This window comes from Pseudomonas sp. LAMO17WK12:I5, assembly GCF_900215165.1.
GTDB classification, from domain to species: domain Bacteria; phylum Pseudomonadota; class Gammaproteobacteria; order Pseudomonadales; family Pseudomonadaceae; genus Aquipseudomonas; species Aquipseudomonas putida_A.
The window spans coordinates 165885-191307 of sequence record NZ_OBDS01000007.1; the positions used below are offsets into that span (position 1 = coordinate 165885).

Genomic DNA, 25423 nt, shown 5'->3' on the forward strand with positions numbered 1-25423 from the left:
CAGAGGCGATGTCGACCCGACTTTATCCCGCCCATCTAGCGTAATATCCCTCGCATCTCCCACCCCGAGAACGATCCTCAATGCAAACCCCCAGCACCATCAAACCGCTCTGGCAAACCTACCTGCTGTTCCTTGCGCCGATGGTGTTGTCCAACTTCCTGCAATCGATGTCGGGCACGGTCAACAGCATTTACATTGGGCAGATGCTCGGTACGCAAGCGCTGGCGGCGGTGTCGGGGATGTTTCCGGTGATCTTTTTCTTTATCGCGCTGGTGATCGGCCTGGGCGCGGGCGCCGGGGTGTTGATCGGCCAGGCGTGGGGCGCGCGCGAGGCACACATGGTCAAGGCGATCGCCGGGGCAACGCTGTTGCTGGGGGTGTTGATCGGTTTGCTGGCGGCGGTACTCGGCAGCGTGTTTGCGCGTCAGGCATTGCAAGGGTTAGGAACGCCGGCGGATGTACTGGACGACGCAGTGGCGTATGCGCATGTGATGATGTGGATTCTGCCGTCGATGCTGGTGTTTGTGCTGTTCACGCAATTGCTGCGCGGAGTCAGCGACACCGTGTCGCCACTGTTGGCGCTGATCGTGTCGACCTCGGTCGGGCTGGCGCTGACCCCGGCGTTGATTCGCGGCTGGTTCGGTCTGCCACAGTTGGGCATTCAGAGTGCCGCCTTCGCCGGACTGGCCGGTAACCTGTCGGCCATGACGTGGCTGGCGTGGCGGCTGATTCGCAAGGACCATCCGCTGGCGCCGAACCGCGAGTTCTTCGCGGCACTGCGCCTGGACGCGGCGATTCTCGGCAAGGTGCTGCGCATCGGCCTGCCGACCGGGGTGCAGATGATCGTGTTGTCGCTGTCGGAGCTGGTGATTCTGGCGCTGGTCAACCAGCACGGCTCGCAGGCGACAGCGGCCTATGGCGCGGTGACGCAGATCGTCAACTACGTGCAGTTTCCGGCGCTGTCGATTGCCATCACCGCCTCGATCCTTGGCGCCCAGGCCATTGGTGCCGGGCAACTGCAACGCCTGGCAGCGATCCTGCGCACCGGGCTGTTGATCAACGTGTGCCTGACCGGCGGTTTGATTGTGCTCGGTTACCTGTTGTCGCACTGGTTGCTGGGACTGTTCCTGACCGAAGATTCGACCCGGGCGATGGCTGAGCACTTGCTGCACATCATGTTGTGGAGCCTGTTGGTGTTCGGCTTCCAGGCGATCATCGGCGGCATCATGCGCGCCAGCGGAACGGTGCTGGTGCCGGTGATTATTGCGATTGTCTGCGTGGTCGGCGTGCAGTTGCCGGCAGCTTACTGGCTGGACGGTCAGTACGGTTTGCAGGGCGTTTGGATGGCGTTCCCGGTGGCGTATCTGGGCATGCTGGTGTTGCAGACGCTGTATTACAAACTGGTCTGGCAGCATCAGAAGATCGAGCGGCTGGTCTGAGCCCGAGCCACATCTGCAGACAAATGACATGGCGCATTCGCCGGTTGTTTGCTTAAGTCAGTCGAGGCCTCGAAGGTTTGCCCTGTCCGGAGAATCCCATGCGTGCCCGATTCACCGCTGTGGCCCTGTTTGCCTGCCTGTGCGTCACGAGCGCGGCGCAGGCCGCTGAATACAACCGCGTCAACACCACCGCCAGCCAGATCAGCTTTACCTACAACCAGATGGGCTCGCTGATGTACGGCACCTTCGGCAAGTTCGACGCGACACTGCAGTTCGACAGCGACAACCTCGCCGGCGCCCACACCACATTGCACATCGACCTCAACAGCATCGACGCCGGCAGCACCGACGCCAACACCGAACTGGTGAAACCGGCGTGGTTCGATACGCAGCGCTTTCCCGTGGCGGTGTTCGAGTCCAGCCGTTTTACCCGGGTCACGGGCAATCATTATCTGATCGCCGGCCAGCTCACCCTCAAGGGCATCACTCGCGAGGTGCAGGTGCCGGTCGAGCTGAAACCGGACAGTTCGATCGGCATTTTCGACGGTGAACTGGTGCTCAAGCGTGACCAGTTCGGACTCGGGGCGGGGGAGTGGGCGGACACTGTGGTGTCCAACGACATCGCGATCAAGTTCAAGGTGGTGGCGCCACAGCAGTGACGCCAGCCGCTCAGGTCAATAGGCGCGCCAGTGTCCCGGTGCCCAGCGCCACTCACGTCCATCCCAACGATAGTGACCGGCGACCCAGTGATAACCGGGCGCTGGCATGACCGGCACGACTTCCACCGGCGGCGGTGGCCGATGCGGCCGTACCGGTTCGACAATGCAGCCCGACAGGGTGATCGCGACCAGTGAGGCGGCGAGCAGGGTTTTCAGGTTTCGCGACATGGTGGTCTTCCCGGTAGATAAGTTGTTGTTGCCGAGCGGGCTCAACGGGCCCAGTGGCCTTCGACCCAGTACCAGTTAGGACCGCGCGCCTGCCAGTGGCCTGGTCGCCAGTGCGCGCCGTACCTCACCGGTTGCCAATGACCGGGCATCCACACGTAGCCGCGTCCTTCCCAGCGCCAATGGCCCTGATCCCAGACATAACCGGGGCGCGGGCCGGGCATCACTTCCATGCGCATCGGCGGCGGTGCCTGCTGAATGTAAACCGGGGGTTGTGCAAACACCGGGGTGCTGGCCAGCGCTGCCAGGGTCAGCGGCACCAGCAACAAGGCTTGCCGCCATTTGAACAGAGAACGCAAAACGTTCATGTGAACTCCTCAAGGCCTGCGTTAAAAAAGTGAACGCAGCTGAAGAATTGGACGCTAAATCGGCGAAAGATCCGAGCCTTGGCAGATGAAATTTTCTTCAGGTCAACCGTCAGCTTGCTTCGGTATTTCCTGCGACGGTGGCAGGCGTCGGGACACGGTATGATGTCGCGGTTTTCCGCCGGAGTTCAGCTGTCATGTCACGCATCACCCACTACAAGTCCCCATGCCCCGAAAGCGTCAACAGCCAGATTCTGCAACTGGTGGTCGATTACCTGACCGACATCAGCGCGGTCGGTCTTGGCCCGAGCAATCTGCTGTACAACGTCTATCAGTACGCGGTCGGCTATGAGGTGCATCTGTATCTGGAAGCGCTGAATGGCGAGAAGGGCACCGAGGTGGAATTGCTGGTGGCGACGGCCGAGGACGACCCGGAGCGGGTCATAGGTTTCCTCTTGTACCTGCCGGTGCAAGGCGATTGGGAAGCGTGCAGCGTCGCCTACATGGCCGTGCGCGAAGGTTATCGGCGCCAGGGCGTGGCGCGGGCAATGATCGGCGAGATGATCGGCCGTTATCCGCACGCCGAGCTGACCTGCAGTGTCGGCAAAGTGCCGTACTTCGAGGCGCTGGGTTTCGAGGTGATCGGCGCGCGCGAAACCCAGGTGTTGATGAGCACCCGGCATTACCGCAGCAATGGCCTGCGCGGTTTCATCGACACCACACCGATCTATCGCTCGCTGGAAGTGCAGCAGATCCACACCTACCTGCTGCAGAAAAACGGCAAGCGCGCGATGCTCGATGCCGAAAAACAGCGCGACCGGCATCTGGATCAAACTACCCGTCACGTCGAAGAATTTGTCCGTCAGCGCCTGACGCTGCACTGAGTCCTGAGTCCGGCGCAAAAAACGGACAAAAAAAGAGCCTCAAGGCTCTTTGATGGGGAGAAGTAGAGCCCATGAGGCTCAAGCTGCGCATGAAACAGGGAACAGGCTTGATTTGGGGTTCAGAACACCCGTTCCCTACGCCGCCGCTCAGGAGTGAAGCGCCTGCGTACCTTCATCATGGGAACGCGCGGGGGCCGACTCAAGTACCGCTAGTCGCACGGGCGGCGGCCCGTTCCACCATCGCGATGATGGTCGCGAACAACTCGTCCTTCGCTTGCCCGGCACTGATTTCAGCACTGGCGGCAGCATTCGACAACGCCTCGGCGGCACCGAGCATCGCGCGCAAACCGGCCTGGGTGATTTCCCCGCCAGCAGCCAGCGGTTGCAGCACACTGCGGCACTTTTCGAGGAAGATTGCCTCGTAGTCGCGCTTGATCTTTTCCAGCTCCGGCGTGCTGCCCAGCGCGGCAATCACTCCAGGAATCTCATTGCCCTGCAATAACACGCAATCGACGTACGCCGTGGCGATCACCGTCGCGGTGTCGATGAGCGTTGGCGGACACTGGTCGATCGCTGCATCCATCACCGCAGTCTGGCGAGTATCGAAGTCGCGATACAGCGCCGCGAGCAAGCCCGAGCGAGTGGTGAAGTGGTCGTAGACCACCGGTTTGGTCACCCCGGCCTTGTCCGCCAGATAACCCAGGGTCAGGGCATCGGTGCCCTCGGCCCGAATGATCTGCCAGGCGACGTCGAGCAACTGGCGGTTGCGATCTTCGCGCGACAAGCGACGTCGCGGTTGGGCAGGGGAATCGGCTTCGGTCATTTCTGTGGTTGACATCGGTTATATACCAAACGTAACTTACTGTTCGTAACTTACCAAGAGTACATAGCCCTTGGTCAGCGCAAACTTACAGGAGAATGACCATGCACGCATTGATTGTTGTGGCGCATCACGAACCGCGTTCGCTGACCCACAGCGTGGCAACGCAGATTGCCGAGGGCTTGACCCGCGCCAACCCCGCCAATACCCGGGAAATCGCCGATCTTTACGCCGAGGGATTTCAGCCGGTGTTCAGCGCAGCGGATTTCGCCGTGCATCACCGTGAGGCGCGGCCGCCAGCCGACGTATTGGCGGAACAGGCACGGATTGATCGGGCCGACGCTCTGGTGCTGGTATTCCCGGTGTACTGGTGGTCGATGCCGGCGTTGCTCAAGGGTTGGATTGATCGGGTGTTCAGCAATGGCTGGGCGTTTGATTTCGCTGGCGACCTCAAGCATGTGAAGAAGCTGCAGCGCCTGCGCGTGCATCTGGTCGGGCTTGCGGGGGCCGATGAACGCGCCTACGAACGTCACGGTTATGGCCCGGCGATGAAGGCGCAGATCGAACACGGGATTTTCGATTACAGCGGGGCGACGGTGGTCAGCTCGACGCTGATGGTGGAATCGGAGGTGCGTGATCCGCAGGAGCATCTGCAGACGGCACGGCACCTCGGCGCCCAGATGTTCACCTGAGTCGCACCTCCTGCAGGAGCTGCCGAAGGCTGCGATCTTTTGATTTTTTTAAAGCAAGATCAAAAGATCGCAGCGTGCCGCAGCTCCTACAGGTCAGCGGGCGCCGGGCCAGCCAGCCTTAGCGAGGGCGGCGAGCAGCGTTTCTGAATCCAGCCCTTGCACCGCATGCCCGTTGCCCGCGGTGCTCTCGCTGGCGAGCAGGGCGTTGATGATCGCTTCTTCGACTGCTTCGGTGGCGGCCAGGAACAGCTCGCTGATGTGGTCATTGTTGACCATGCGCAAACCGTCGCAGGTTGGCGCGCCTTTACCCTCGTAAGCGGCGGATGGCACCTGCTCGTTGCCGGTGGCAAAGGCAATGAAAATGTCGCCGCTGTGGTCTTCGTTACCGCCGCCGCTGCGCGCCAGACCGAGGCTGGCGCGTTGCGCGAGACGCGTGCATTGATGCGGCAGCAGCGGTGCGTCGGTGGCCAGGCAGACCACGATCGAACCCATGCCAGGATGCGGCAGCGAAGCCCGCAGGAACGGCGAATCCACCTGCTCCATGTAGCGACCCACCGGATAACCGTCGACCCGCAACTCGCTGCGAATGCCGTGGTTGGCCTGGACGATCGCGCCCACCGTCCAGCCGCCCTGAGCGCTGCTCAAACGGCGTGACGCGCTGCCGATGCCGCCCTTGAATTCATGGCAGATCATGCCGCTGCCGCCGCCGACGGCGCCTTCTTCAACGGCACCGTCATGCGCAGAATTCAGTGCCTCGGCGACATGCTCGGGTTTGACGTGAAAACCATTGATGTCGTTGAGCAAGCCATCGAAGGTTTCCAGCACCACCGGCATGTTCCAGTAGAGGCGCCCGTCGTCCGGTTGCTGTTGGCGATCCAGCGCAATCAACGCATCGCGCACGACGCCGAGGCTGTGGGTGTTGGTGAAGGCGATGGGACTGGTCAGCAGCCCGGCCTCGCGAATCCACTCAAGGCCGGTGGCATCGCCATTGCCATTGAGCACATGCACCCCGGCGAAACACGGTTGCTGGTTGGTCGAGCCGCGGCGCGGTTCGATCACTGTGACGCCGGTGCAGATGTCACGTCCGCTGTCGCTGCGGCCACGCACGTTACTGTGGCCGACGCGCACGCCGGGGACGTCGGTGATGGCGTTGAGCGGGCCGGGTTGCAACTGGCCGATGCGGATGTTGAGGTCACGGGCACGAGGTTTCATGGGATGTCTCTCTTTAAAAAGGCAGAAATGAATGAGCGGGGCTGAACACGAAACCCTGTGGGAGCGCGGCTTGCCCGCGAAGGCGGTGTGTCATTCAAAGGAGATGTTGACTGACCCGACGCATTCGCGAGCAAGCTCGCTCCCACAGGGAAATGTGTTGGGGTTACTGGCCGTTCTTGACCTTGCTCCACACCCGCGTGCGCACGCGTTCGGTGGCTTTGGGCAGCGGTTCCAGGGTGTACAAGGTGGCCATCGCCGCGGCCGACGGATACACCGCCGGGTTATCCCGCGTGGCCGCAGCCACCAGTGGCGTCGCGGCGCGGTTGCCGTTGGGGTACGACAGGTGATCACTGACCGGCGCTATCACTTCCGGGCGCAGCAGGTAGTCGATGAACGCCAGACCCTGAGCGCGGTTCGGCGCGTCCTTGAGCAGCACCAGCGTGTCGAACCACACCGGCGCGCCTTCCTTGGGCAGGCTGTAGGCGATCTTCACGCCGTTGTGCGCCTGCTCGGCGTTGGTCTTGGCTTCGAGCATCGCCCCGGACCAGCCCACCGCCACACAAATGTTGCCGTTGGACAGGTCACTGATGAATTTCGACGAGTTGAAGTACGCAATGTGCGGGCGCAATTTGAGCAGCAGCGCTTCGGCTTTCTGATAGTCCTCGGGGTTGGTGCTGTTGGGCGGCAATCCCAGGTAGTGCAGGGCCACCGGGAGCATCTCCGACGGCGAGTCGAGCATCGCCACCCCGCACTGGCCGAGCTTGGCGAGGTTCTCTTCCTTGAACACCAGATCCCACGAATCCAGCGGCGCGTTGTCGCCGAGCGCGGCGCGCACTTTGTCGACGTTGTAGCCGATGCCGTTGGTGCCCCACAGATAAGGCACGGCGTATTGATTGCCGGGATCGTTGTTGGCCAGTTTGCTCAGCAGATCGCTGTCCAGATTGTTCCAGCCCGGCAGTTGATCGCGAGGCAGCTGGGCGAGGGCGCCGGCCTTGATCAGCGTCGGCAGGCTGAAGTTGCTCGCCACCACCACGTCGTAACCGCTGCGGCTGGTCAGCAGTTTGCCTTCGAGCACTTCGGCGCTGTCGAAGGTGTCGTAAACCGGCTGAATGCCGCTGTCGCGCTTGAAGTCAGCCAGGGTCGTGGGGCCGATGTAGTCGTACCAGTTGTAGACGTGCACGCTCGGTACGTCGGCGGCACTGGCGACGGATGCGACGCCAAAACAGGCGAGCAGGCCAAGGTTGATGCCCCGGTTGATATAGCCACGACGACAACGCATGATGCGGCACTCCTGGCCTGCGGCAGGCCGGTGATTGACAGGAGTGCTCAGCCTATCGGGGCGGGCACGCCTGACCCATTCCCATCATGGGTTACTCAAAAGGGGTAGAGCGTGGACGCGTTGTTGCAGGAGTTGCCGGTGCATCAAAGTCTGGCGCGGGTGTTTGCCGCCGTCGGCCAGGACGCTTTCTGGCGCGCGCTGGTCGACACGCTGCGCCTGCTGGTGCCGCTGGACAACGCGCTGGTGGCACTGATGAAAGCGGGGCAGGCACCGCAATTGCTGATCGACTTCGACAGCAAGGGCCGCGCCGACGAGCAGGAAGAACTGGCCAGCTACACCGCTGGCATGTACCTGCTCGATCCGTTCTACCAAACCGCCTCGACCGGCATCGCCGACGGCCTGCACAGCCTGGCTTCGGTGGCGCCGGACCAGTTTCTGCACAGCGAGTATTACCAGAGCTACTTTCGCTCGGTGGTCGGTGAGGACGAGTTGCAGTTCATGATCAACATCGAGGGCGGCGTGCTTGGCCTGTCACTGGGGCGCTCGACGGCTTTCGACCTGGCCGAGCAGGGCCGTCTGCTGTGTGTGCGCGACTGGGTGTTGGCGGCGATGCGCCGACACGTGCAGCTGTTGCCGCCACAAGGGACCGGCACCGAGCCGGTGGCGGGGGATTTGGCAACGCTGCTCGATCGCTTCGATGCGCGCCTGACCACCCGCGAAGTCGACACCGCGCGGCTGATTCTGCAGGGCTTTTCCAGCAAGGCCATCGCCCAGCAGATGGGCATCTCGCCGGAGACGGTGAAGGTGCATCGGCGCAATCTCTATCACAAGCTCAATGTGACCGGGCATGGCGAACTGTTTGCGCTGGTGTTGCGCCCACCCACTGCCTGAACCTGTGGGAACTGGCTTGTCAGCAATGACGCCCTTACAGCCAACCAATCCCCAAATGAATACACCCAATACAACTGTAAGGGCCAGCCTGCTGGCGAAGGCGGCTCACCAGCCAACCAATCCCAAACTGAATGCACTCAGTCAAATTGTGGGAGCTGGCTTGCCAGCGATGGCGGCCTGCCAACCGACCAACCTCCCACCTGAATGCACTCATTCCAACTGTGGGAGCGGGCTTGCTCGCGAAAGCGGCCTGCCAGACAAAATCAAAACAACAGAGCAAACGCCGCACATAAACATAACCCCGCAACCACGTTTAAAGTACACGAACCGTTACGCCATACCGGCTACAACGCCTTGCGCCGTTACCGACGCGTACGCCAGAATCCGCGGGCTTACACGGCTGTGCGACGGGCTTATCGTTTCCCTGTCACTGAAAATCAGTGATCGGGTTTGGTAGCCCGTCTGTAATAGCTGTATGGCAACACCTTTGCAGTCCCTTTGTGGGGCTCGTTTTTATGGTGGTCATGCGTGGGGCTCACTCGTGAGCGCCGGGTTCCTATTGCAGCCGGTCTACCAACCCGCGTATGGCCACCACCCCTCGTTTGGTAGCGAGAGTGATGGCTCCTGAATAACTGCAATAGGAGTACATCGATGTTCAAAGCCACACCCAATCCCCCGGACACTTCGATCCCGTACGACCCAGCCCTCGACCCGCAGAAGATAAAAGCGGCGACCGACCGCGCCATCAACTTCTACCTCAACCCCGGCGCCCTGAAGATCTCGATCCCTTCAACCTCGTCATGCAGGGCGAACAGAATCTTCCTCATCGACCCCACCGTGGACGAAGAAACCTTGCTCGTCGAAGCCCGCGAATCCCTGGCCTCAGCCACGGTCATGCTCGGCGATTTCGCCGGCACGCTGGAGGGGCCGAGTCGTAATACGGTGTTGGGCATTGCGCAGGTGGTGATGCTGGGGGAGTTGGCGGTGAGTCAGGCGCTGGATAATGTGGTGCCATAGGAATAGTCGACAGCAGTAACGGCCTCATCGCGAGCAGGCTCGCTCCTACAGTGGATCTGCGTTGATCACTGGTTAAGTGCCCGGCAAAGATGCCTTGTAGGCGTGAGCCTGCTCGCAATTGCCATCAAATAAATAACCGACCCTTATCCCGATCACTGATAGCGACAGCCCCACAATAGATCCCGCCTTCGAGGCACGAAAGTCAGCGACTTTTGGTGTCTGAAGGCAATGACGCAAGTGTTCTTGTTTGTTTAGAGATCGCTTAAACATCCATGAGCTACATCGTGCCGGATCAGTGATTGAACAGGCACGATGTCGGGAAGTTTCTTTCATTACGGTATATCTACTTCAGCGTCCCATTTCTCAGCCCAGGTTGCGGCTTATAGTACTGATTCTTAACATTCCCACCCCAAAGCACGTAACTCCCGTCTCGACGTCTTGCCGCGAAAGATGGATCAATAGGCGGTGGATTGGGAGGCGGTGCCTGGTAAAACGGATAACGTTTGATTGAGTAGAGCTCCACGACCTCATCGCTGAGGTACTGGGCCAATTCTGGTGGAATTTCCCCAGCATCTTCCATCGCCAAAGTTGCTCCCCAGACGATGACCGCGCCGTACACACTCCCTTGAGTCGCCACAACGCCATACGCGCCATTTGTACAGTAAACGCCAGTAATCCTGCTGGCCATCAGTGCCTGGCGAACGCCTAGCGAGATTGCTCCCCCGTGAGTATTCATTCCCCAGACCACCACGGCTCGGGTCCTACCGTCGTCGTGCTGACTCAAAAGAAAGAAGCTCAAATCATTGGAATAAAGGCTGAGTATTCCTGGAACTGTAATGGCTCGACTACCAACATGACCGTGAGCATCTTCGGGCTTTGGCTGCATATCCTTGATGGCTGCTTCAATCTCGTTACGAGTGGCTGCAGTGATGGAGGCTCCTCCATAACGCTGCGCTCCCCAAGCTTCTGCCTCTCCGCGTTCGGTGATAATGCAAAACGCCCAACGAGTTGCCTTGCATAACAGTACACCGCCACGCGCTGCGATCAGGGAAGCCGATTCAGACATCAATCCGCCCTCACCATTGAGCCCCCAACTGACAGCCTTACGTCTGTCACGGGTGATTGCGCAAAATGCTGTGGTAGATGCCGTGACTGAATTAACGCCACCGTCATTGATGATCGTCTCCAGCTTGCCAGACGGAATTGCACCGCCATCGGCTGCCTTTCCCCACGTCACGATTTCGCCATTACGCCCAATTGCACAAAACGCCGCCGCCGCTGCAATAATTCGTTCGACGAATATATTGTCGAGTTGCACTTGTGCATCGGCGTTAATTGCTCCGCCATTATTAGTATTGCCCCACGCATAGACTTTGCCTTTTTGCGTACGAACGGCGAACGCGTTTTCCGTCGCGTGGATGGCGACCGGTGCATCAAACCAGAGGGCTCGCTGGATCAGTTCCGGAATGGTATCGCCGGAGCCTTTCAAACCAATAGCGCCTATTCTGTTTTGATCACCTGTCGGATCTTTATAGATGAAAGCGAAACACACTCGGTTGCTGTAAACCGACTCGATATCAGTCAGCTTCACGGAGTGGCCGGCCGGAATATTGGCTCCCCAGACCAGTAGCTGATTGCTCGAACCGTTGGTTACCAGTGCGGCAAAATCCTTTTCAGTTGAAAACAATCGAGTAGCCGGATTGTTTTTCAGAAAATTGATGATGTCGGGTGGAACCGGCAATCCCCAACCCGTCTGCCCCTCGAAGTAAATATCCTGCGTATCTGGATCAATCAGGCCAAAAGCGCCTCCCGTCGAGACAAATACTCGATCAGGCGGCTCAGGAACATGGGCGGAGAAATTTCCCCATTGCTTTAAAAAACTGTTCTCATTTTCCTCCCGGGTGATGCCTTGAAAATCAGGGTCCACAGTTTTGGCGACAGAGCGGGTTTCCTTACCGGTCTCACCATTAGCGGCCACCGGAATGACAGCGAATATGATTGCTCGTCCGCTGTACTCAGACTTTATCCGCAAATCGATGGCTACACCTTCCGGCGCTTCGATTTTTACGTTATCGAGATACCACTGATAGCGGGAAACTCCTTCAGGATTTTCATCAGCATTGTCATAGCGATAACTGCCGCGTACAAAACCACCAATGACTGGTTCCCCGATGATGATCACGTCCCGCGCAATCGGTTCGGCTATCGTACTCATTGCGATGCTCCTTTGCGTTCAGGTGAACTGCTGTAGTCGCTAACTCAGTTGCGCCCTGGTTCGAATTCTTCTTGTTTGACGTGGGCACCCCACGTCACATAATTGTTGTTAGATTTGCGTGCCGCGAAGGCGGCTGGAACCGTCGCGGTCGAAGGTGCTGGAGCGCCCTGGATGGTATAAATTTCGACAACACCGCTACTCAATGCGTCTCGAAGAGCGGCCGGAATTGTCCCGCCATCCTGTGAGGCACGTCCCCAGGTGACGACCACACCTTCGGTTGTGCCTTGGTCAACCAGAGCTGCGTAAGCACCATTGCTGCAGTAGATTTTTCTAATGCGACTGGCCATCAGTGTTTGCTTGATATCGCTGGGTATCGTGCCTCCCGTCGCAGCCAAACCCCAAGAGACCAGATTCTTTGTGCGTCCGTCGGGATGCCGGTTGAGCAAGACAAAGCTGCCATCGTTGCGCGTCAGTTCGATCGCCTCACCGTTGGTCAGGGTGACACTGGCAGACACGCGGCTATTTAGGCTTTTTGAGAATCTGGCATTGCTGAACATGCTCTCGATCTGCGCCTGGGTTTCGCCTTGCTCCAATAACGGCTGTGCATTCAAGGGCAAAGTCGAGGTTTCTTCCCCGGCGCCTTGGGCCGGAATGGCTCCACCACCGTGGCCTGCCGATCCCCATGCAGCCGCTTGTCCGCTTTCGTTGATGAAGCACATGGCCCAAGGCGCAGCTGCGCAAAGCGCGAGATTTCCTCTGGCTGCAAGGCTGGCGGCGGCCTCTGACATGGTTCCGCCGTATGCAGCCAATCCCCATGTAGCGGCTTTTCTGCGGCCTCTGGTTATAGCGATGAATGCGCTGTCATTGGCAATGACATTCAGCGCTCCGCCATCGTCATAAATTTTCTCAAGAGTTGCTGCGGGAATAGCGCCGTTAGCGCCCCAGGCAATGATTTCTCCGGATGCCGTCAGGGCACAAAATGCTGTTCGGGAAGCAACAATGCGATCGACTGTCATGGAATTCAATTGAGTCTGTACATCGGTCGGAATTTTCCCGCCATTCGCTGCGTTACCCCAGGCATATACGCGTCCACTGTTTGTGAGCACGGTGAAAGCATCGAGAGTGGCGTAGATGGCTTTCGGGCGATCAAACATCAGTTTGTTTTGTACTTCGACCGGCACCACACCGCCCGTTGCTGCCGTACCGACAGCGCCGATGGTGTTTTCCCCGGAGGGCGGATTTTCATATATGAACGCTAGCGAGGAGCCGTTGCTGTAGACCGACTTGATGTCTTGAAGGTTAGGTAACGTCGCCGGTATTCCAGGCCCCCAGACGAGCAACTGATTGTGTTCACCTATGGGCACCAGGGCACCAAAATTCGTTGTGGTGGTGAACATTCTGATAGCAGGGTTGTTTCTCAGGTATGTCGCAATCTCTGGAGGGACTACGCCACCAAAGCTCTGCGTGCCTACAACAGTGACGTTTTGTGTGACTCTGCTCTTCAGGGCAAATGCTCCTGCGGTGGAGGTGAATACTCCGTCCTTTGGTCCGTTCGCATGAAAAGCGAACTGGCCTCTCTGTTTCAAAAAACTGTTTTCACTTTCTTCATCTGAAATGTTTTGAAAACCATCCTGGACTACTTGAACGGGACTGGAAAATGATTCGATGCCTGTTTCTCCCGATGCCGCAACGGGAGTCACCGAAAACGTAAGTTTCATCCCTGCATGCGCAGTGACCAAGGTCAGGTCGATTGAGGTCGCGATAACGGTTCCGCCGCTTGCCTCGTCATACCAGCAAAAGGTGGATTTCCCTTCGGGATTTTCATCTGGGTTTTCATATATGTAGCTGCCAGTCAGGGTTCCACCTATTTCAGGTTCCCCCATGATTGCTACTTGTTTGACGATCGGAATTGCTTTGGTGTTGGTGTTCATACCTGTAACTCCATTCGACGAGTGCCCTGTTCGCGGGCAGGCAATGTGAGCGAGATGAACTCACTCGGTGTAAGAAACCAGCCCTGACAATGCCTTCAGATCAGGCGCGTTCGGGCCTGCCGACTGCAGTAGCCTGTCCGCGCTCAGTAGCACCAGATGCGGGCCGGCTGCGTAGGCACAAGCAACGGATTGAAGTTGCGTAGATGAGGTGTTTACGCCCCAGGAAACGGCGCGATGTGTGGTGAGCACTGCACTGAATGAGCCATAGGAACTGGCGATTGAAAGGGCAGGGGCAAGTCCTTCGGGAATCTGTCCACCCTCCTCGGACACCCCCCATGCGAATAATGAACCGTCGGTTTTGAGCGCACAAAAAGCCGTCGTCGACCCCGATAGATGTGACACGCTTTGAAGACCGCTGGGCGTCTCGCCACCAAACCGTTGGTTTCCCCACGCGATGACCGTCCCGTCAGATCTCAGGGCGGCGAATGCGGCACTGGTGGAGGTGACAAGAACGACTTCTTCTGCACAATTATGTGTTCTGCCAGGCATCACGCCCCCGTGCTCGGGCGATCCCCATGCGACGACACTGCGATCAGCGTTCAGCGCACAAAAGGCGCGGTCACTTGCAGACAGTTGGGTAGCTCCGCGCGCACCGGATACCCAAAATCCCTCAGGCCAACTGGCTCCCCAACTGAATACGCGACCGTCAATTAATAGCACTGTGAAGTCTGCGGTGTTGCCGATGACTTTTTTGGCAGGACCGAGCTCAGAGATAGCAGATACAGGGATCGAGCCTCCATATTCAGGATTGCCCCATGCGACAAGTTGGCCGTCTTTACGGAGGGCGACGAAAGCGCCATCGGTCGCTGCCAGTTTTCCTACATTCGTAAGTTCTTTCTCGATTTCTGGCGCAATGTAGCCTCCAAGAGAAGTAGCTCCCCAGGCAACGACGGTGTCGTCTTTTTTCAGTGCAGCAAATGCGTGGCCGCCAGCTGCCACATAACGCACATCTTTCAACTCGGATGGCGGCAACATTTCAGTGTTATCACTCCATCCAAAAACATTTCCGTCGTCTTTGATAATGCAGCCGCTGTGACGGTTTGCGAGATTGAATATCCCGCTGACGTTGCCGGGACGCAGCACTGTGCGAGCAATGATGTTCTCACCGTCCAGCAGGGAAACGATCAAGGGTTTCTCTGGTTCGGTATCAAGAAACGACTGGGCTAGGGCACCTTCGGTATCGCCCGCGTACATCCATACAGCTTCAGTTGGGGTATTGATTCTTCCATTTATTAGAAAAGAGGCGGTCAGACGGCTCAAGTTCGAATGGTAGCGTGGGGAGGTCTGTGACCGGTTGCCTACAACAGTGAGCTTTCCGGAGTGTGAATTACCCACCACAAAAACCAACGGGTTCGAATGACTGGTATTGCCTGTTTCGAACCGCAGAATGCTGTAGCTGACACTGAGTGTTTCCCCTCGTCGGGCTTCGAAATACTGCTGGACAAATGCCGCATCAAGGGTGAAATCCACAGGTTTGCCGGCATTGAGGGTGTTGAGGATTTTGCTGCCTTCGTCAAGCAGCACGTTATAGGCATCACGCAATTGCCAGATGACCACATCTTTGGCTTTGGTCGGGTTGGCGATCGGGTTCGGACAGGTGATTTTGCTTGTGCCGTTGGGCAGGTCCTTGGGTTCCAGTGCGCCGTCCTGTTCACCAAGGACGATCGGTGGCACCAGTTCCGGTTTTGCTTCGCCCACCGTCAGCAGTGGCGCATGCAAGGATGCCCGAATGACGATCTCATCGTCCTCGTCGCTGAGCACGTTGTAGGACAGATCCAGAGTACCGCCCTCGAGGGTCTTGAGGTGCCGGTTATCATCTACGCTGACGATGAACCCTGCCGGATGTGTGGCCTCGTCCGCGTCGGGGAAATGCCACGGCAGCTCCGGCTCATAGGTGCTCAGGTCGGCCCGGGTGCCCAGCCATTTGAGTTCAATGGCCATGCCTTCTTCGATACGCTCGTCGTTAGGGATACGGACGCGAATCGGCGCCAGGTCTGGGTGGAGCGCACCACCGACGGCATCCACGGCGATCGGCGCTGCGAGACGATAAGGTTCACCGATGATGCTGATGAAGCGACCTCTGGAGTGCTGAATGACCGCGCCGCCCCGTTCCAGCTCGTAGAAGAACAGCGCCTGGGTGTTGGCCAGTGCCCGAGCGGCGCTGTTGGGCAAAAGGATTTCGACCACTACCGGCGGTCGTTTGCTGATGGTTTGACGAGACTGGCGCTTCACTGGCTCGCCGCTTTCGGAAGTGCCCTTGATGTACATGATGATCACATCGTTTTCCTGGTACACCCCCTCTGGGTCAGCCCAGACCTTCAGCAGCAGTTCCTCGTCATTGAGCAAATCGAGGTCCAGGACGTGACCGTTGGCCTGATCAAGGATCGGTGCATCCAGTCGCGAGTTGCCGGTGTCGACGACGATGCGGGTTTCCGTGCACCAGTCTTCGGCCGCGTTGTTTACAAGGTCGTGGACGGTGAAGGTCACGGCCAGTCCGTCGGGACCTGAGTCCCCAGCCTCGAGAATGTCCGCTTCAGTGACCAGGACAACGATGGGATGGGCGTCCGGGTCGTCGACCTGGGGCTGCGTGACCGGTATGGAGTAAACCCGCACGCCGCCCCAACTGAGCGTGATCACATCACCGGCTGCGCAGTTCGGATAAGGCAGTTTCGAAGGGCTGCCGGGTTTGGCCTGGATGATGACCTGCACGCCATTTTTGGCGCTGTCACTGTCCACGCCGTCGGCGACGATTTGCGGATCGATGTATTGGTACAGCTCCGAATGCTCACCGGGCCTGGGGTTCACATCCTGGCCACCGGGCAGTTCGAGCTTGATATAGATCCTGACTGGCGGCTCGTAAGGTTCAGCGACCTGGTTGGCGCGATGCACGGTATAGCCCAGTGTATGAGGGCCGCTGTTGATGCGACCCGGTTGCACCCACAAGGTCACGCGCTCGTCGATCTCGATGTCCTCGGTGATCGTGTGCTGATCGACGCTGGCGCCATCGTAGTACAACTCGACCCAGTCGCTCTTCCTCATGTCGGCCCATGGCAGGATGAAAACTTTCAGGCCCTTGAGCGGGAAGTTGTCCAGTGCGGCTGCACGATTGATGCCCCATTCACCGGATGGCAATGGCGGCTCGGTACGTCCGGGGATGTCCGGAGCTCGCAAGGCCTGTGGGGCAATGCCGTTAACGGGGTGGGTCAGCATGGCAGGTACTCCGGCACGAGTTTGAGTGACGGAGTCATTTAAGGCGGGTGACTGAGGGTTGGCTACTGTCAGAAATTACAGGTGAGGAGGTATTTGCGATGAACGGTCGCGAGGCGCCGGGGTGATTGTTCGCGGGCAGGACAGGGCGAAAGTCGTCAGCGGCATGCTCAGTGAGCACGCATTGTAGGTGGGGACGGTTGATCTCGGCCTGAACGACAAAACCCGCCGCCCCGGTTGATCGGGGCGGCGGGTTTTGTCCTTCTGAAGAAATGGGTTGCCGGTGAGTCAGTCTTCGCGAGCAGGCTCACTCCTACAGGGATGAGCGGGGTTCGCGGGATGTCGGGTCAGTCCGAGGCGTTTGAAGACGAGCGCCTTCAGACCGCTCTCAGGATCAATATCCGGAAACTCCGGCGGATTCTCCAGCCGCTGCTCAAAGCGCAAGCTTGGCGCCTCTTGCGTCACGCCATCGATCAAAAAATCCGAACCGAACGACGGATCATTCATGCACGCCAGCACCGTGCCGTCAGCCGTGAGCAATTCCGGTAAACGACGCAATACGCGCTGGTAATCCTTGGTCAGCAGAAAACTGCCTTTCTGGAACGATGGCGGGTCGATGATCACCAAGTCGTACGGGCCGCTGTTGATCACCTTGCCCCACGACTTGAACAGGTCGTGGCCGAGGAAACTCACCTTGCTCAGGTCATGCCCGTTCAGCCGGTGATTGTCACGACCGCGGCTCAGTGCGGCGCGGGACATGTCGAGGTTGACCACATGGCTGGCGCCGCCTTCGATTGCTGCCACGGAAAACCCGCAGGTGTAGGCGAACAGGTTCAGCACGCGTTTGCCTGCGGCCTGCTCACGCACCCAGTTGCGCCCGTAGCGCATGTCGAGAAACAGCCCGGCGTTTTGCTTGCGGCCCAGGTCGACGCGGTACTGCAAGCCGCCCTCGACGATGCTCATCTCGTCGATTTCATTGCCCAGCAGCCATTCGGCGGTGCTCTGCGGCAGGTAACGATGTTGCACCAGCAAGGTGTGGGCACCGGACTCTTGCCATTCCGCCGAGGTGCTGAGGTCGAGCAGCGATTGCTTGAGCGCTTCGAGCTGTTCGGGCTGCGGCTCCTTGAACAGCGACACCAGCACCACGCCTTGCAGCCAGTCCACCGTCAACTGTTCCAGCCCCGGCCAGCAACGCCCGCGCCCATGGAACAGGCGGCGGGTTTCGCTCGGTGCCGCAGCGATTGCAGACAGCAGATGGGCGCGGAGGGTGGCGAGGGCTTCAGGGTTCATCAGTCACGGTCGGCAAGCAAAAGGGCCGGCATTTTAACCACAAAAACCGCCTGACGAACGCCGGTCAGCCAAGGCCACTGTCGACTGTTAAGAAAAGACCTGTATCAAAAATGAATTTATGCAGGGCGCGCTGCTCATACCAGATAAGCAGCGGATTTGAGCCGCTAAGTCGTTAATGCAATTCAGGGAGTGCCAGTTCATGAGTCCAACACCGACACCGAGCGCGCTCCTTCCTGGCGGGTTGATTCTGGTGGTTGAGGACGACCCGTTGATTCTGGAGTTTCTCTGCGAAATTCTTCAGGAGGAAGGTTTTAAGGTCGAGCCGCAAACCAGCGCGGATGCCGCCAAGCTGTATCTGGAAAAGCACGCGTCGGATGTCGCGTTGCTGCTGACCGACATCACCATGCCCGGTGAAATCAACGGCGCCGGGCTGGCCAATCTGGTTGGCGACCGCTGGCCGGAAAAGCCGGTGATGGTCATGTCCGGTTATGAAACCCCGGAAACTTCCGGGGTCAAGCATCCGGTGGCGTTCATCAAAAAGCCCTGGGCGATCGGCCAGTTGCTTGACTGTGTCGACAGCGCTTTCAAGTCCAAGGCGCCACGTCTGCACTGAGGTGGCGGGTCGAACTGCCGGGTAAAAATGCTACATTGCCCGGCCAATCCGCCCAGTTCTGTCAAAGGATGCGACCTTTTGTCTGCTCACGATAACGTCTTTGATCGCGCGTTCGGCGCGTTCCTGTTCGACATGGACGGCACCGTCCTCAATTCCATCGCTGCTGCCGAGCGAGTCTGGGCAGCGTGGGCCGAGCGTCACGGGGTTGATGTCGAGAGTTTCCTGCCGACCATACACGGTGCTCGCGCCATCGACACCATCCGCCGGCTGAACCTGCCGGGAGTGGACGCCGAGGCGCAAGCGGCGTTTATCGCGCAGGCGGAAATCGATGATGTCGAAGGGATTGTGCAGATACCTGGGGCCGCGGCGTTTCTCGCCAGCCTGCCTGTCGAACGCTGGGCCATGGTGACCTCGGCGCCACGGGCTCTGGCGTTGCGGCGGATGGCTGCGGCGGGGATTTGCGAGCCTGCAGTAATGATCACGGCGGAGGATGTGACGGCTGGCAAGCCTGATCCGGCGGGTTATCTTCTGGCCGCGCAACGTCTGGGGCTTGATCCCGCTGATTGCCTGATTTTCGAAGATGCCACTGTCGGTATTCAGGCCGCTGAAGCGGCAGGTGCAGCGCTGATGATCATCACCACGACGCACCAGCATCCCATCGAAACCCGCCACGCGACTATCGACAGTTATGAGCCGCTGAGCGTTGTCGTCGATAGCCAAGGTCAACTGCACCTGCAAAAGGCCTGACACTACAAAGTCCCCTGTGGGAGCGGGCTTGCTCGCGAATGCGGTCTTTCAGTTGCATGCGATGTCGACTGATTCAGCGCATTCGCGAGCAAGCCCGCTCCCACATTCGATCAATGTCGGGCCGTAAATGTTGCCCGCTATCCAACACTGCAGGAGCCAGTTCAGTCTGCTGGCGATGGCGTCAGTAAACCCCCGGCAACAATCGCCAGCTACGCGCGCAATAAGCCTCGTACTCTGCACCAAACTGCCCGCGCAGCAGCGCCTCTTCCGAGTGAATACGTGCGATCAGTGGAATCAGCGTCAGCGCCGCCAGAATCAACCCGACACTGGAACGAAACGCCAGCGCCCAGCCCACGGCGTTGACCACCAGCCCCAGATAGCTCGGATTGCGCAGGCGTGTGTAAATGCCGTCGGTGACCAGCCGATGCCCCGGCTGAATCGCCACCAAACCGCTGAACCGCCAGCCCAGCACAAACACCGGCCACAGCCGCAGCGTGCCACCGACGATAAACAGCAAGGCGCCGAGCCAGCGCACGCCTTCAGCGCCGAAGGTCCAGAAGTCGATGCGATCGCAGTACGCCGGGAGAAAACCGCTGACCAGACCGATCACGCCGAACGCCGGAATCACCCAGCGATTGGCGCGGTCCTCGCGCTCGCCCGAACTCATGTTCACGTCGGTGAACAGCGACGCCACCACCATCAGCACCGTGGCCAGCGCCACCAGCACCAGCGCCCCATGCGAAAAGAACACCGCCGGCCCACCAATGCCCCACACCGCCAGGCCCAGGTAGGCGAGGGTGGCGAGCACCGCAACCACGGTCATTTGCGCAGACATTTTCATGATCATCTCTTGAAAAGCGGCTGATCCTTTCAGTGTAGGACGCCGCTGAACCCGCGTAGGTACCGGATCAGTCACCTTGAAGCCGGATGTCCCGGCCCCGTCGTGAGCAAGCCCACTCCCATCCTTGATCCGGGCCAGCCCGAGAGCCTCCATCCACCGACAATCCCAAGTGGGAGCGGGCTTGCTCGCGTAGGCGTCGGATCGGTCGTGACCAGTCTTTGGTCGGCAACGCCTTCATCCGGCCAACATCGCGTCTACGCTGATCCATTCCTTCTATTTGTCCGTGTATTGCCCATCAAAGAGGTGAACCCATGAAAATCGACTTGAGTGGAAAACTGGCCATCGTCAGCGGCAGCACGGGTGGCATTGGTCTGGGCATCAGTCAGTCACTGGCCGAGGCCGGAGCCACGGTTGTGGTGATCGGGCGTGAAACGGCCAAGGTCGAGCAAGCGCTGGCGAGCATTCGCCAGCAGGTGCCGGGTGCGCAACTGCGCGGACTGACGGCCGACCTGGGCACTGCCGAAGGTGCGGAAAAACTGTTCGCCGCTGAACCGCGCGCAGACATTCTGGTGAACAACCTCGGCATTTTCGACGCCGTGGATTTCTTCGACACCCCGGACAGCGAGTGGACGCGTTTCTACGAGGTCAACGTGATTTCCGGCGTGCGCCTGTCGCGGCATTACGTGCCGGCGATGGTCGAGCAGGGCTGGGGACGGGTGATTTTCCTGTCCTCGGAATCCGGTGTGGCGACCCCGGCCGACATGCTTAATTACGGCGTGACCAAAAGCGCCAACCTGGCGGTGTCCCATGGCTTGGCCAAGCGTCTGGCGGGCACCGGTGTGACGGTCAATGCGATCCTGCCGGGGCCGACGTTTACCGGTGGCGTGGAACACATGCTCAAGGATGCTGCGGCCGAGTCCGGCCGTAATCTGCGTGAAGAGGCTGATGCGTTTGTGCGCAGAGCGCGGCCGACGTCGATCATCCAGCGGGTGGCCGATGTTGCCGAGGTGGCGCATCTGGTTACGTACATCGCTTCGCCGTTTTCCTCCGCCACCACTGGCGCGGCCTTGCGCGTGGATGGCGGTGTAGTCGACAGTATGGCGATCTGAACCGCGAAGACTCTGGAGAAACGTTTATTTATGGCAACTGCATCAGCAACCATCGACATCCCGGCTTCGGCCGATCAGGTCTGGCAATTGATCGGCGGCTTCAACACGCTGCCGGACTGGCTGCCGTTGATTCCCAAGAGTGAACTGAGCGAAGGCGGACGCGTGCGCACCCTGCAAACCGCCGACGGCGCGGTGGTGATCGAGCGTCTGCAAGCGTTCGACAACGCTGCCAGGACCTACAGCTACTCGATCGAACAGGCACCGTTCCCGGCGACTGACTATCTGGCGACGATCAAGGTTGAAGCTCAGGGGCAGGGCGCTCGAGTGACGTGGTCGGGACGCTTCAACGCCAAGGGCGTGAGCGAAGAGGAAGTGGTCGCGCTGTTCAATGGCATCTATCAGGGTGGCCTTGAGGCGCTGCGGGCCAATTACCCGACCTGACAGGCAAAACGCAAAAACTGTGGGAGCGAGCCTGCTCGCGAAGGCGTCGGATCGGTCAACATCTGCATTGACTGTCACACCGCATTCGCGAGCAGGCTCGCTCCCACAGGGGATCAGGAGTTGGCGATCAAACTCTGCCGACAATCCAGCACCAGTTTTGCACCGCCCAGCTCACTGCTGCCCACCTCAAGATTGAAGCCATGCAGGCTGACAATCGCCGCGACAATCGACAAGCCCAGGCCAAAGCCGCTCTGCGGTTGCCCGCCCTCGGCACGATAGAAACGCTGGAACACCGCCTCACGCTCGGCTTCGGGAATCCCGGGGCCGGAGTCGTGGACTTCGATCCGCGTATGCCCACCGTCATTCACTCCGCGCAAAATCACCGTACCGCCTGCCGGGGTGAACTTGATCGAGTTGCTCAACAGATTCGCCAGCGCCTCGAACAGCAACGCTCGGTCGCCATTGAGCGGCGGCAGGGTTTCCGGCATGTTCAGCACGAACAGCAGCTCGCCTTCCTCGGCCAGCGGCAGGTAAAACTCATGCAGTTCTTCGAGCAATTGCACCGGATCGAGCTCGACAAAACCTGAGCGCCGCTGACGGTCTTCCAGCTCGGAAATCCGCAGCAACCCACGGAACCGCGCCATCAGCGTATCGGCCTCGGCCAGCACCAGATCCAGTTGCGCCGCTTCCTGCGAACCCTCACCAGCCTGCTGTTGCATGCGATACAACTGCGCGCGCAAACGCGTCAGCGGCGTGCGCAAATCGTGGGCGATGTTGTCGCACACACCTTTGACTTCATGCATCAGCCGTTCGATGCGATCGAGCATGGCGTTGACGATGGCGGCGAGCATGTCCAGTTCGTCGCGGCGGTTGGACAGCGGCAAACGGTGGGTCAGGTCGCCGGCGACAATCGCCTGGGCGCTGTCTTGAATCGCGCGGATGCGGCGCATTGGTCGGCGGCGCAGCAAATGCCAACCGGCAATCCCCGGCAGAATCGTCAGTGATACCCCCCAGAACAACGCGTGCAGAATGATCCGCGTGACCGCGAACAACGAACCGTTATCGCGCAACAACACCAGCCAGCGACCGTCGCGGGTCTGGGTTGCCACCGCGTCGCAGCTGTCGGCGGGCAGGGTCGGGTCATCGGAATCGGCGCAGTCATCCAGGGTGTGGATCTTGCCATCCAGCGGCAGGCCTTCGGGCAGTTGCTGCAAGGCACCGCCGAGGTAAACACCCTGGGCGTCGAACAGGCCATAGGCGTCGATGCCGCGGATGTCGAAGGTCATGCTGGCGGCGAGCGCTTCTTCCAGTTGTTCACCGCGAAAGTGCGAAAACAGATGCTGACGTTGCATCAGCGAATGCTTGGCGAGGTTATCGAGATAGCTGGAGACCTCGAAATACATGACCCCCATGAGGATCGCGCTCCAGGCCACGAACAGTGAACTGTACAGCGCCAGCAGTCGACTGCTGGAGGAGCGCCAGCCGTCAGACGGGTTCGGCAATGACATAACCCGAGCCCCGTACCGTGCGAATCAGCGGAACATTGCCCGCCGCGTCGATCTTCTTGCGCAGACGACCGATGTGTACGTCGATCAGGTTGGTGCCCGGGTCGAAGTGATAGCCCCAGACTTCTTCGAAAATCATCATCCGCGACAGGATCTGCCCGCTGTTGCGCATGAGAAATTCCAGCAGCTTGTATTCGGTGGGCAGCAGCGTCAGCACCTGCCCGGCGCGGCGTGCTTCGTGGCTGATCAAATCCAGTTCGAGGTCGGCGACCTGCAACGTGGTGGCCTGGGTGGCAACGCTGTTCTGCCGGCGCAGCAGCACTTCCACGCGTGCGGCCATCTCGTCGGTGGCGAACGGTTTGGTCAGGTAATCATCGCCGCCGGCGCGCAAGCCGCGCACGCGCTCATCGACATCGGAGAGGGCGCTGATCATCAGAATCGGCGTAGCCACGCCCATGGTGCGCAGGGTGGTGACGATCGCCAGGCCATCGAGTTCCGGCAGCATGCGGTCGAGGGTGATCAGGTCGTAGTTGCCGCTGACGGCGCGGTCGAGGCCCTCGCGGCCATTGTCGACCCAATCCACTTGCAGGCCGTGGCTGCTGAGTTCGGCGACGATTTCACGAGCAGTCACGGCGTCGTCTTCGATGGTCAAAATACGCGTCATAGGGCAGGCCTTGATCGGTTCAAACGGAATGGCTGCATTTTGCCAAGTATTTTGCGTCGCGCTTTAAATTAACTTTCATGTATAGCCTGTCACAAACGTCAATCCGGGGCGCTTCGCGGCGTTGGCGTCAATGCATAAAACCCGCTGCTTTCCGTCCATTGTTGCAAATTGCAATGAATGTAGAAGTTCAGTCTTTTTAAGTCATTGAAATTGAAGGATTTATTTCGGGCTCTCGACTGGCACGGTCGCTGCAATTCATCTCGTGACGAGTTGTAACACCATTTTTCATGCCTGGAGCACTACAACAATGAATAGATCCTCTGATGGGTTTTATCCTGCCTTCGAAGGAGAGTCGAGCAACGTGTCAGGCGTGTCCTGGGGCGCGATTTTTGCGGGCGCAGCGGCGGCCGCAGCACTGTCGATGATTTTAGTGCTGCTTGGCTTCGGTTTGGGATTCTCTGCCGTTTCACCTTGGGCCGGGGAGGGCATCAGCGCCAAGGGTCTGGGGATTTCGACGATTGTCTGGCTGGCGGCGACGCAAATCATCGCCTCCGGTCTGGGTGGCTACATCGCCGGTCGCCTGCGGGTGAAGTGGGCCAACATGCACGGGGATGAAGTGTATTTTCGTGATACTGCCCATGGCTTCCTCGCCTGGTGTGTGGCCACGCTGGTCACCGCAGTATTGGTAGTCGGCTCGGTCAGCAGTGTGATCAGTGGCGGTGTGCAGGCCGGTGCCAGTGTCGCCGGTGGCGCAGCGGCTGCCGCGACTCAGGCTGCCGGTAGCGCAGCGGCCAACACTGACAGCAATCAGTACGGTTACTACATCGACAATCTGTTCCGCGATGACCGTCCAGCGTCGGTCAGTGATGATGCCGCCCATGGCGCCGTAGCGCGGATCTTCGCCCAGAGCCTGGCCAACGGCCAACTCAGTCCGGAAGACCGTACCTACCTCGCGCAACTGGTCGCACAACGAACCAATCTGAGTCAGGCCGACGCCGAGAAGCGTGTCGATGAAGTGTATGCCCGCACTCAGAAGGCCATCGCCGACGCCAAAGTCAAAGCCCAACAGGCTGCCGACACCGCTGCGAAAGTTGCTGCCTGGACCTCGCTGTGGATGTTCATCGCGTTGCTGGCCGGTGCGTTCTTCGCCAGTCTCGCAGCCACCTTCGGCGGTCGTCGCCGGGATGCGGTCGAGTACGTTGAAGTCGAGACCTACGCCACCACGACCACTCTGCCTCCAGTCCGTTAACAAGGAGAATCACCATGCGCTCTCTATTACTGTTTTTCCTCGGTGTGCCAATCCCGATCATCATCCTG

General features: G+C 59.4%; 23 protein-coding genes. 11 read left to right on the plus strand and 12 right to left on the minus strand.

Annotated features, from left to right (window positions below; translation table 11 throughout):
* Positions 1-80: 80 nt before the first annotated feature.
* A complete protein-coding gene (locus CRO59_RS14035) occupies positions 81-1439 on the plus strand; it encodes an MATE family efflux transporter (RefSeq protein WP_096795613.1) in 1359 nt (452 codons plus the stop codon).
* A gap of 98 nt (positions 1440-1537) precedes the next feature.
* Complete coding sequence (locus CRO59_RS14040; protein WP_096795612.1) at positions 1538-2098, plus strand: YceI family protein; 561 nt, start codon at positions 1538-1540, stop codon at positions 2096-2098.
* Between the two features lie 15 nt (positions 2099-2113).
* Here CRO59_RS14040 and CRO59_RS14045 read toward each other — a convergent pair whose 3' ends face one another.
* Together CRO59_RS14045 and CRO59_RS14050 are read right to left on the minus strand one after the other, a co-directional pair.
* Positions 2114-2326, minus strand: coding sequence for a YXWGXW repeat-containing protein (locus CRO59_RS14045; protein ID WP_027614713.1), 213 nt, complete (start codon positions 2324-2326; stop codon positions 2114-2116).
* 41 nt (positions 2327-2367) lie between these two features.
* On the minus strand, positions 2368-2691 hold the full coding sequence (locus CRO59_RS14050; RefSeq protein WP_097088058.1) for a YXWGXW repeat-containing protein: 324 nt from the start codon (positions 2689-2691) through the stop codon (positions 2368-2370).
* A 194-nt stretch (positions 2692-2885) separates the two neighbouring features.
* Here CRO59_RS14050 and CRO59_RS14055 point away from each other — a divergent pair, with 194 nt between their 5' ends.
* Positions 2886-3572, plus strand: a complete 687-nt coding sequence (locus CRO59_RS14055; RefSeq protein WP_097088057.1) for a GNAT family N-acetyltransferase — start codon at positions 2886-2888, stop codon at positions 3570-3572.
* Positions 3573-3771: 199 nt separating this feature from the next.
* Here CRO59_RS14055 and CRO59_RS14060 read toward each other — a convergent pair whose 3' ends face one another.
* Positions 3772-4410 (minus strand): TetR/AcrR family transcriptional regulator, encoded by a 639-nt coding sequence (locus CRO59_RS14060; protein WP_096795609.1) that lies wholly within the window; start codon positions 4408-4410, stop codon positions 3772-3774.
* Positions 4411-4496: 86 nt separating this feature from the next.
* On the opposite strand from CRO59_RS14060, the gene CRO59_RS14065 reads away from it, so the two are divergent.
* Positions 4497-5084, plus strand: a complete 588-nt coding sequence (locus tag CRO59_RS14065; protein ID WP_097088055.1) for an NAD(P)H-dependent oxidoreductase — start codon at positions 4497-4499, stop codon at positions 5082-5084.
* Between the two features lie 93 nt (positions 5085-5177).
* On the opposite strand, the gene CRO59_RS14070 is transcribed toward CRO59_RS14065, so the two are convergent.
* Both CRO59_RS14070 and CRO59_RS14080 read right to left on the minus strand, forming a co-directional pair.
* A complete protein-coding gene (locus CRO59_RS14070) occupies positions 5178-6296 on the minus strand; it encodes a P1 family peptidase (RefSeq protein WP_027614718.1) in 1119 nt (372 codons plus the stop codon).
* A gap of 163 nt (positions 6297-6459) precedes the next feature.
* Complete coding sequence (locus CRO59_RS14080) at positions 6460-7575, minus strand: polyamine ABC transporter substrate-binding protein (protein WP_097088052.1); 1116 nt, start codon at positions 7573-7575, stop codon at positions 6460-6462.
* Between the two features lie 111 nt (positions 7576-7686).
* On the opposite strand from CRO59_RS14080, the gene CRO59_RS14085 reads away from it, so the two are divergent.
* Positions 7687-8466 carry a LuxR C-terminal-related transcriptional regulator gene (locus CRO59_RS14085; protein WP_097088050.1) on the plus strand — a complete coding sequence of 260 codons (780 nt, stop codon included), beginning with the start codon at positions 7687-7689 and terminating at the stop codon, positions 8464-8466.
* Between the two features lie 651 nt (positions 8467-9117).
* The gene (locus CRO59_RS14090; RefSeq protein ID WP_097088048.1) at positions 9118-9483 is read left to right on the plus strand and encodes a DUF6124 family protein; all 366 of its coding nucleotides are present in this window, start codon (positions 9118-9120) and stop codon (positions 9481-9483) included.
* Between the two features lie 343 nt (positions 9484-9826).
* Here CRO59_RS14090 and CRO59_RS14095 read toward each other — a convergent pair whose 3' ends face one another.
* From CRO59_RS14095 to CRO59_RS14110, 4 genes are all read right to left on the minus strand, one after another.
* The gene (locus CRO59_RS14095; protein ID WP_097088047.1) at positions 9827-11698 is read right to left on the minus strand and encodes a hypothetical protein; all 1872 of its coding nucleotides are present in this window, start codon (positions 11696-11698) and stop codon (positions 9827-9829) included.
* 44 nt (positions 11699-11742) lie between these two features.
* Positions 11743-13629 (minus strand): hypothetical protein, encoded by a 1887-nt coding sequence (locus tag CRO59_RS14100; protein WP_097088045.1) that lies wholly within the window; start codon positions 13627-13629, stop codon positions 11743-11745.
* A 60-nt stretch (positions 13630-13689) separates the two neighbouring features.
* Positions 13690-16899 (minus strand): hypothetical protein, encoded by a 3210-nt coding sequence (locus tag CRO59_RS14105; protein WP_097088043.1) that lies wholly within the window; start codon positions 16897-16899, stop codon positions 13690-13692.
* 285 nt (positions 16900-17184) lie between these two features.
* Positions 17185-18186: a class I SAM-dependent methyltransferase gene (locus CRO59_RS14110; protein ID WP_256578428.1), complete on the minus strand. Its 1002-nt coding sequence runs from the start codon at positions 18184-18186 to the stop codon at positions 17185-17187.
* A gap of 199 nt (positions 18187-18385) precedes the next feature.
* Here CRO59_RS14110 and CRO59_RS14115 point away from each other — a divergent pair, with 199 nt between their 5' ends.
* A complete protein-coding gene (locus tag CRO59_RS14115) occupies positions 18386-18799 on the plus strand; it encodes a response regulator (RefSeq protein ID WP_027613245.1) in 414 nt (137 codons plus the stop codon).
* 78 nt (positions 18800-18877) lie between these two features.
* Complete coding sequence (locus CRO59_RS14120; RefSeq protein WP_097088041.1) at positions 18878-19546, plus strand: HAD-IA family hydrolase; 669 nt, start codon at positions 18878-18880, stop codon at positions 19544-19546.
* Positions 19547-19727: 181 nt separating this feature from the next.
* Here CRO59_RS14120 and CRO59_RS14125 read toward each other — a convergent pair whose 3' ends face one another.
* Positions 19728-20387 (minus strand): isoprenylcysteine carboxylmethyltransferase family protein, encoded by a 660-nt coding sequence (locus CRO59_RS14125; protein ID WP_027613243.1) that lies wholly within the window; start codon positions 20385-20387, stop codon positions 19728-19730.
* A gap of 311 nt (positions 20388-20698) precedes the next feature.
* Between CRO59_RS14125 and CRO59_RS14130 the strand changes: the two genes are divergently transcribed.
* Together CRO59_RS14130 and CRO59_RS14135 are read left to right on the plus strand one after the other, a co-directional pair.
* On the plus strand, positions 20699-21496 hold the full coding sequence (locus tag CRO59_RS14130; RefSeq protein ID WP_027613242.1) for an SDR family NAD(P)-dependent oxidoreductase: 798 nt from the start codon (positions 20699-20701) through the stop codon (positions 21494-21496).
* Between the two features lie 30 nt (positions 21497-21526).
* The gene (locus CRO59_RS14135) at positions 21527-21937 is read left to right on the plus strand and encodes an SRPBCC family protein (protein WP_027613241.1); all 411 of its coding nucleotides are present in this window, start codon (positions 21527-21529) and stop codon (positions 21935-21937) included.
* Between the two features lie 113 nt (positions 21938-22050).
* On the opposite strand, the gene CRO59_RS14140 is transcribed toward CRO59_RS14135, so the two are convergent.
* Both CRO59_RS14140 and CRO59_RS14145 read right to left on the minus strand, forming a co-directional pair.
* On the minus strand, positions 22051-23445 hold the full coding sequence (locus tag CRO59_RS14140) for a HAMP domain-containing sensor histidine kinase (protein ID WP_097088039.1): 1395 nt from the start codon (positions 23443-23445) through the stop codon (positions 22051-22053).
* Positions 23423-24106, minus strand: coding sequence for a response regulator transcription factor (locus CRO59_RS14145; RefSeq protein ID WP_027613239.1), 684 nt, complete (start codon positions 24104-24106; stop codon positions 23423-23425). The genes CRO59_RS14140 and CRO59_RS14145 overlap by 23 nt, the downstream gene beginning before the upstream one ends.
* Before the next feature lie 307 nt (positions 24107-24413).
* On the opposite strand from CRO59_RS14145, the gene CRO59_RS14150 reads away from it, so the two are divergent.
* A complete protein-coding gene (locus CRO59_RS14150) occupies positions 24414-25355 on the plus strand; it encodes a hypothetical protein (protein ID WP_027613238.1) in 942 nt (313 codons plus the stop codon).
* Positions 25356-25423 lie beyond the last annotated feature (68 nt).

Coding starts and splice junctions, on each gene's coding strand:
- CRO59_RS14035 (WP_096795613.1), top strand. CDS start 81: ATGCAAACCCCCAGCACCATCAAACCGCTCTGGCAAACCTACCTGCTG.
- CRO59_RS14040 (WP_096795612.1), top strand. CDS start 1,538: ATGCGTGCCCGATTCACCGCTGTGGCCCTGTTTGCCTGCCTGTGCGTC.
- CRO59_RS14045 (WP_027614713.1), bottom strand. CDS start 2,326: ATGTCGCGAAACCTGAAAACCCTGCTCGCCGCCTCACTGGTCGCGATC.
- CRO59_RS14050 (WP_097088058.1), bottom strand. CDS start 2,691: ATGAACGTTTTGCGTTCTCTGTTCAAATGGCGGCAAGCCTTGTTGCTG.
- CRO59_RS14055 (WP_097088057.1), top strand. CDS start 2,886: ATGTCACGCATCACCCACTACAAGTCCCCATGCCCCGAAAGCGTCAAC.
- CRO59_RS14060 (WP_096795609.1), bottom strand. CDS start 4,410: ATGTCAACCACAGAAATGACCGAAGCCGATTCCCCTGCCCAACCGCGA.
- CRO59_RS14065 (WP_097088055.1), top strand. CDS start 4,497: ATGCACGCATTGATTGTTGTGGCGCATCACGAACCGCGTTCGCTGACC.
- CRO59_RS14070 (WP_027614718.1), bottom strand. CDS start 6,296: ATGAAACCTCGTGCCCGTGACCTCAACATCCGCATCGGCCAGTTGCAA.
- CRO59_RS14080 (WP_097088052.1), bottom strand. CDS start 7,575: ATGCGTTGTCGTCGTGGCTATATCAACCGGGGCATCAACCTTGGCCTG.
- CRO59_RS14090 (WP_097088048.1), top strand. CDS start 9,118: ATGTTCAAAGCCACACCCAATCCCCCGGACACTTCGATCCCGTACGAC.
- CRO59_RS14095 (WP_097088047.1), bottom strand. CDS start 11,698: ATGAGTACGATAGCCGAACCGATTGCGCGGGACGTGATCATCATCGGG.
- CRO59_RS14100 (WP_097088045.1), bottom strand. CDS start 13,629: ATGAACACCAACACCAAAGCAATTCCGATCGTCAAACAAGTAGCAATC.
- CRO59_RS14105 (WP_097088043.1), bottom strand. CDS start 16,899: ATGCTGACCCACCCCGTTAACGGCATTGCCCCACAGGCCTTGCGAGCT.
- CRO59_RS14110 (WP_256578428.1), bottom strand. CDS start 18,186: ATGAACCCTGAAGCCCTCGCCACCCTCCGCGCCCATCTGCTGTCTGCA.
- CRO59_RS14115 (WP_027613245.1), top strand. CDS start 18,386: ATGAGTCCAACACCGACACCGAGCGCGCTCCTTCCTGGCGGGTTGATT.
- CRO59_RS14125 (WP_027613243.1), bottom strand. CDS start 20,387: ATGAAAATGTCTGCGCAAATGACCGTGGTTGCGGTGCTCGCCACCCTC.
- CRO59_RS14130 (WP_027613242.1), top strand. CDS start 20,699: ATGAAAATCGACTTGAGTGGAAAACTGGCCATCGTCAGCGGCAGCACG.
- CRO59_RS14135 (WP_027613241.1), top strand. CDS start 21,527: ATGGCAACTGCATCAGCAACCATCGACATCCCGGCTTCGGCCGATCAG.
- CRO59_RS14140 (WP_097088039.1), bottom strand. CDS start 23,445: ATGTCATTGCCGAACCCGTCTGACGGCTGGCGCTCCTCCAGCAGTCGA.
- CRO59_RS14145 (WP_027613239.1), bottom strand. CDS start 24,106: ATGACGCGTATTTTGACCATCGAAGACGACGCCGTGACTGCTCGTGAA.
- CRO59_RS14150 (WP_027613238.1), top strand. CDS start 24,414: ATGAATAGATCCTCTGATGGGTTTTATCCTGCCTTCGAAGGAGAGTCG.